The sequence below is a fragment of the Mycoplasma sp. 2575 genome, from assembly GCF_053851635.1.
Map to the genome: position 1 here is coordinate 21,104 of NZ_JBSQBB010000011.1, position 6,382 is coordinate 27,485.

Annotated in this window: 8 protein-coding genes and 2 tRNA genes; 6 read left to right on the forward strand and 4 right to left on the reverse strand. The window is 27.6% G+C overall.

Translation table 4 applies throughout. The features are described 5' to 3' along the window. The first annotated feature begins 1 nt into the window (after nucleotide 1). Nucleotides 2-1,099 carry a DNA polymerase III subunit beta gene (dnaN, locus tag ACWXVU_RS02530; protein WP_438340587.1) on the forward strand — a complete coding sequence of 366 codons (1,098 nt, stop codon included), beginning with the start codon at nucleotides 2-4 and terminating at the stop codon, nucleotides 1,097-1,099. Further along, a complete protein-coding gene (locus ACWXVU_RS02535) occupies nucleotides 1,099-1,317 on the forward strand; it encodes an RNA-binding S4 domain-containing protein (RefSeq protein ID WP_438340588.1) in 219 nt (72 codons plus the stop codon). The genes dnaN and ACWXVU_RS02535 overlap by 1 nt, the downstream gene beginning before the upstream one ends. A gap of 68 nt (nucleotides 1,318-1,385) precedes the next feature. Here ACWXVU_RS02535 and ACWXVU_RS02540 read toward each other — a convergent pair whose 3' ends face one another. Continuing rightward, a complete protein-coding gene (locus ACWXVU_RS02540; RefSeq protein WP_438340589.1) occupies nucleotides 1,386-2,159 on the reverse strand; it encodes an MAGa3780 family membrane protein in 774 nt (257 codons plus the stop codon). A 253-nt stretch (nucleotides 2,160-2,412) separates the two neighbouring features. On the opposite strand from ACWXVU_RS02540, the gene rpmB reads away from it, so the two are divergent. The 4 genes from rpmB (at nucleotide 2,413) to rsmA (ending at nucleotide 4,927) form a co-directional block, all read left to right on the forward strand. Continuing rightward, entirely contained in the window at nucleotides 2,413-2,610 is a 198-nt protein-coding gene (rpmB, locus tag ACWXVU_RS02545) for a 50S ribosomal protein L28 (RefSeq protein WP_438340590.1), read from the forward strand. A 73-nt stretch (nucleotides 2,611-2,683) separates the two neighbouring features. Continuing rightward, nucleotides 2,684-3,382 (forward strand): 5'-methylthioadenosine/S-adenosylhomocysteine nucleosidase family protein, encoded by a 699-nt coding sequence (locus ACWXVU_RS02550; protein WP_455966504.1) that lies wholly within the window; start codon nucleotides 2,684-2,686, stop codon nucleotides 3,380-3,382. 6 nt (nucleotides 3,383-3,388) lie between these two features. Continuing rightward, nucleotides 3,389-4,153, forward strand: a complete 765-nt coding sequence (locus ACWXVU_RS02555) for a TatD family hydrolase (protein WP_456012130.1) — start codon at nucleotides 3,389-3,391, stop codon at nucleotides 4,151-4,153. Between the two features lie 3 nt (nucleotides 4,154-4,156). Continuing rightward, entirely contained in the window at nucleotides 4,157-4,927 is a 771-nt protein-coding gene (rsmA, locus tag ACWXVU_RS02560) for a 16S rRNA (adenine(1518)-N(6)/adenine(1519)-N(6))-dimethyltransferase RsmA (protein WP_456012131.1), read from the forward strand. Nucleotides 4,928-5,176: 249 nt separating this feature from the next. On the opposite strand, the gene ACWXVU_RS02565 is transcribed toward rsmA, so the two are convergent. From ACWXVU_RS02565 to ACWXVU_RS02575, 3 genes are all read right to left on the reverse strand, one after another. Then, on the reverse strand, nucleotides 5,177-5,974 hold the full coding sequence (locus ACWXVU_RS02565) for a dimethylarginine dimethylaminohydrolase family protein (RefSeq protein WP_455994123.1): 798 nt from the start codon (nucleotides 5,972-5,974) through the stop codon (nucleotides 5,177-5,179). A gap of 119 nt (nucleotides 5,975-6,093) precedes the next feature. Continuing rightward, a tRNA-Arg gene (locus ACWXVU_RS02570) sits at nucleotides 6,094-6,170 on the reverse strand. A 6-nt stretch (nucleotides 6,171-6,176) separates the two neighbouring features. Further along, nucleotides 6,177-6,251, reverse strand: a tRNA-Cys gene (locus tag ACWXVU_RS02575). Nucleotides 6,252-6,382: the final 131 nt, after the last annotated feature.

Sequence of the window (6,382 nt, forward strand, 5' to 3'; positions counted from 1 at the left end):
CATGGAATTAAAGATTAATAAACTTTTATTAGATGCTGCTATCGAAAGGGTGGCAAAAGCAATAGATGCCAATCCTTTTATGCCAGAATTAAAAGGCATATTACTTAGTGCTGAAGGAAATAAAATTACATTAATTGGATCAAACGGATCAATCAGCATTAAACACGACATAAATGTATCGCTTGATGCTGAAATTATTCTTCCCGGCAAAATTCTTGTTGATCTTTCATTATTTAGAAACATAGTCAAAAAGTTAGATAACGATATTATTTTGAAATCAAAGGAAAATACTCTTGAATTAATCACTGAAAACGAACGTTTTTCAATAAATTTATATAATCTTTTTGAATATCCAGTTATTGATTTTTCTGTTTATGGTGACCAAGTTAAAATTAGTTGACAAAAACTGAAAAATATGGTAAAAAATGTTTCTGTTTCAGCTTCGACACTTGAAACAAATATTATTTTATGTTGTATCAATATATCTGCTCAAAATAACCAGTTTAAATTAGTTGCAACTGACAAATACCGTTATGCTGAAGAAATTGCTGAGATTGCTGATGATGTTAATTTTAATATATCAATACTTGCTAAGAATTTAAAAGATGTTTTGAATTTTGATTATAGTGGTGATGTTATTTTGAATATTTCAGATCAAAAAATATTATTTGAGTTAGACGGAACAGTGATCGAATCAAAAGTCGTTGACCAAGTTTATATTGACGTATCTAGAATTATTCCGAAATCATTCGCTTATGAATTGATTATTACTAAAAAGGAGCTAAATAGTTTATTAAACAAGGCATCGGTTATTATTTCAGAAAATTATAATAAGATTAGATTACATATTAATGACAATATTTTAACAATATCATCCACACGTGATGAGATAGCTAATGCCGAGATTAAAACACAAAAATTTAGCTATAATGATAGCGAGCTTAAATTGGCGTTGAATTCAAAATTTTTAAAAGATGCTATTCAAAGTTTTGATGATGAGATAAAGCTGTCATTCACTGCTGATAAGATGCGAATTGTTATAACATCACAATCAAATCCTAAACTTTATCATTTAATTACACCGCAAAGGGGTTTTTAATGAAAATTGAAATTTACGGAAGCGAAATTAAATTGGGTCAATTTCTCAAAAAAATAAACCTTTGTCGCACCGGCGGAATGGCTAAAATATTTTTGTCATTTCACAAAGTAAAAATAAACGATAGAATTCCTAAAGGCCGAAATGCTACTATTAGAGTAGGCGACACAGTTTGAATTGATGATCAAATCTATTTAATAAGAGAAGCGATTAATGAATAACGGCCTAATAAGTATCCAAAATTAAAAACCAACGGAAGTTGGTTTTTAAAAATTTAATTAAATAATTTCTACTTATTTTCAGAAATATTTATGCATTTTGATTGTTGAAGATTTTTGTTTTTGCGGCTTATGTATTTAATTCTATATACTGCCTTTCAAAAAGCACATAGGGCAATTGGAATAACAAATCCTAAAGCGAAAATTAATATATCTAAAACAATAATTATTCCTTTATTATTTCCTTTATAAAAGAAAGGATTTTTAAAATCTAGAAATGTATAAATAATAACACCATGATTTTCCTTAATTTTATTAAATGTTGCAAAGTACAAAATAAATGCAAACATGAAGTATCCAAACAAAATTAGCATTGCTGTTAAAATTGTTTTAAAAGTTATTTTTATTTGTTTTTTAATTAGAAATAAACCAATAAAACCAAGGGTAGGATTAATTGCATGAGTTGTTAGGGATTTGATTGCATTAACTCAGTTTTCTCATGTTTCCCTTCGATATGAGATTAAGGTTCAATAAATTAAAAAAGTAACTGTAATTAATACAACAGAGATAAAAAACATTTGTTTTGCTTTTTCATTTTCTGGTTTTAGTGCCACTGAAATTAGGGTTGCAGCTAATAAAAAGTTTGATAAATAGGTAAAATAAAATAATGATGAAAAACGTTTAAAAACTAAATATAAAGTTGGTATTTCATTGTCAAAATTGTCCTTTTCTTTGTATGAAAGAATATTAAGGATCAAAAAACCTAGTGATGTTAATCCCACAAAAATGCCAAAAATTAAGTTAATAGTATTGTTTTTGCTAAGTTTATTTTTTGCTTCTAGCATATAATATACCTCCATAATTAACTGTGTAAAATTATAATAAAATAAAATTTTCATATTACTTAAAAAAATAATTATTAACTTTAAAGTGTTGTTAAAGTAATATTGTAAAATAAGCGTCTCTAAAAATGGCAAAAACAGGTAATTTAGTTTATTTAATTTATTTTCTAAATGTGAATATGAACAAAAATTAAAAAAAAAATTAATTTAATATAAAATATTAAAGATACTGTTTTACAAAATTAAGGAGATAATAATGCCAGGAAGAGATCAATTAACAGGTCAAAAACCATTGAGTGGAAACAAGAGATCACATGCTTTGAATACCTCAAAAAGAACATTTGACCTTAACTTGCAAAAAGTAACTGTTTTAACTGAAAATGGCACAAAGAAAACTGTTAGAGTAACAGCAAAAAATGCTAGAACTTTAAAAAAATACGGTTTAGTAGCTTAATTCATATGTATAATAAGTTCTTGGAATTCCCAAGAATTTTTTATTATAAATTATTATATTATAAGGAAATAAAATGAAAAAAATTAGCCTATTTGTTGTTGCTGAAAAAGGTGAGATAGATATTTTAAATAATATTTTCTTTTTAGAAGATAATTTATTTGAAAATGAGAATACAAGCTTACATTTGTGCTTATCAAATTATTCAAAAAAAGAATTTGCATTATTGTATTGCGGTGTTGGTAAGGTTAATTCCTCATTTGGCTTAACACAAAGCATTGCTAAGTTAAAAGAAAAAGATTATCAGGTTGAAAAGATTGTTAATATTGGGCCGGCGGGTTGCATTTTAGATGTTAATGTTGGCGATGCTTTTATCATTGAAAATTCATATTATTTTGATGTTGATCTGACTAAATTACCGAATTACAAGCTAGGCCAATTACCTAATAATCAATACAAGTTTATGACAAATTCCATTTTATCTAAGGAAGTTAATAGCATTTTAGGTCTAAAAAACACTGATTTATTGTCTGCTGATAAGTTTTTTTCTAAAAATGATATTGAAAAAATTAAGGATAATTTTGAAAATATTGGGATCTTAGATATGGAGGCTTGTGCTTTAATACACTGCGCTAATTTATTAGGAATAAGAATTGCTGTTATAAAGGTAGTGTCAGACTTCTTGCATAAAAATGAAAATTTTTATATTACTAAAAAAAGTGTATGAAAAGAGAAAATATTTTTAATTTTTAAACAATTGTTGGAGGAGTTATAAAATAAAATGAAATACGTAGACGTCCATACTCATCCTTTTAAGGAATATTATGATGAACCATATAGTGTTATTTTAGATTGAAAGAAGCAAGATATGGAAAAGCTTTTTATTGTAGGCACTTCGAAAAACGATTCAGTTGAAGTTATTAATTTATGCAAAAAAGATAAAGAATTTTTACACCCAATTATTGGGATTCATCCTACTGAAGCAGTTGGAAGTAGCGATGGCAATTTTATTGAGTCTATCATCAATGATGATGTTATTGCTATTGGTGAAATTGGACTTGATTATCATTATGATAATTCTCCAAGTAAAGAAATTCAGAAGGAAAGTTTTATTTCACAATTAAATGTAGCTAGAAAACATGGCATTTCTGCAATGCTTCATGTTCGTGATGCCTTAGATGATGCTTTTGAAATAATTAAGAATTCTGAATTTAATGATATAAATATTATTTTTCATTCCTTTAGTGGGGATCTTGATTTTGTTAAGAAAACATTGCCTTATAAAAATATATATTATTCAATTTCTGGCGTAGTAACATTTAAAAATGCAAGAGCTTTACAAGAAGCTGTTATTAATATTCCTATTGATAGAATTTTGTGTGAAACAGATACACCATATTTAGCGCCAACACCGATGCGCGGTAAACCAAATATTAGTCCATATGTCAAATATACATACCAATTTATTGCCAATCTTAAGGGCATAGATGAGGAGTTACTTGTAAAGCAGGTAAGACTAAATGTTAGAAAGGTTTTTGGTGTATAGAAAATGCAAATAAGGGCTAAAAAAAGTTTTGGGCAAAATTTTTTAATTAATAAAAAAATTCAACAAAAAATTGTTGAATCAGCTGACGTGGAAAATGAAAACGTTATTGAAATTGGGCCCGGTTTGGGGGCGATTACAAATTTGCTGATTGATAAGGTAAAAAGTCTTGAAGCATATGAATTAGATAAAGATTTATATGATATATGAATTAACAAGGAAGTACCAAAAAATATTAAGTTTTTAAATAAAGATTTTTTAGATGCTGATTTGGTCTCAAAATTTAAAAAAGTCGTTGTCGGTAATATTCCTTATAATATTACATCTCCCATTATATTTAAATTAATTGATAATTATAAATATGTTAAACATGCTGTTATAATGGTGCAAAAAGAAGTGGGGGATAGATTAATTGCAAAGCCTAATTCAAAAACCTATTCTAAATTAAGCGTTGCGCTTCAAAGTATTGCTAATGTTTCAAAGGTTATTGTTGCAAAATCTTCTGATTTTAATCCCAGCCCAAAGGTTGATTCGATGGTTGTAAGAATTGATTTTGCTGATAATATAGATTTTGAATTATCGCCCTTTTTAGATTTTTTAAAATTATGTTTTCAATTCAAGAGAAAAACATTAGTTAATAATTTGATATTAAAATATAATAAAAGCACTGTTTTATTAATATTAAAGAGATTGAAAATTCATCCAATGTCTAGACCTGAAAATATTGGTGTAAATGACTATAAAAAGCTCTTTTTTGAGTTTTTAAATTGTTTTTAATCAAAGTTATTAATAAAAAAAATATATGCTTTATAATTAAATTATATTTCATAAAAAAAATATATTAGCATGCAACCCACAAGCATGCTTTTATTTTTTGTTTTAACACATTTTGATCACTTTATTTAATATAAAGAAGTACCTATTAAACATATGAATTATGTTTTGATATATATGTAGCAATAATTTTCATTGCTTTATTTTATATTTAAAACATTAAGAAACTGGGTTTGAACCCAGTTTAGTGTTTTAAAATCTTAACGATAAGCAGCTTAGTCCGCCATCTAATTTTTTATATTCAGATGTATCACAAGTAATAACCCTGTAAATTCCTAAATCTTGAATTGCTTTTAGAGTATGTGGATATCCTTCTGGTACAATCACTGTCTCATTAACTCAAATGCAATTAGCAGCATATGCTTCGCTTTTATCAACAATAATTTGATTAAATTCTTTAAATGTTGGGTAGTGTATAAATTCCCCAGAAATTAACAGATTATTATGTTCTAGATAATTAACGCCAGTCTTTAGATGTAGCATTTCTGTCATAGGAACTGGAATGCATTTTTTTCCTACACTAGCTAAAATATTATGAAATTGTCGAATGCCTTCGCGGTTTGTTCTATCAGACATACCAACGTAATAAGTATCTTTAACCATCATAACATCACCACCATCAAGCGTTCCAGGGGCTTCGATTTTAAAAATGTGGTCTTTGTCAAAGAATTTTTCTAGATATGTCAGCATTTCATGTTTTTCGCCATTACGTGATGCTGCACCAGGATTAGATAATATTGCAATTTCTCCTGTAACAATTACAGCTGTATCTTCAACAAAACATGAGTCAGGAAAATCTTCATTTTTTGGACAAATGGTAACATTTACGCCGCAGCTTTTTAGAGCATCAATATATTTTTCGTGTTGAATTAGAGCTAGACTATAAATTGGCTTCCCTAATTCAGGAGCCGATGTTATTCCCATTGTCATTGAAGAAGCTGGTGTTTTAACTATAACATTTTTAAATTTATCTTTCATTTGATCTTTCATTTTTAAGTACTCCTAAAATTAAGTAGTTGTGAATTAATTGTATTTTATTCACAATTTAATTTTATCTAATGAAATAAATAAAAAAACGCATTCGCGTTTTTTTGGTCATTTTATTGAAATGGCGCGCCCGGCAGGAGTCGAACCCGCAACCTCTTGGGCCGTAACCAAACACTCTATCCAATTGAGCTACGGGCGCATTAAATGGAGCCACCAACCGGATTCGAACCGGTAATCAAGGTGTTGCAGACCTATGCCTTGGCCATTTGGCTATGGTGGCAACACTATATATTGCTTTATAATTATAAACTTTTTATTATTTTTTTTAACAATATTTGTAAATTCATTAATTAGCATGAAAAATGAGCCACCGATATTTTGAATTTGTTTAATTATACATTTTGCATAATT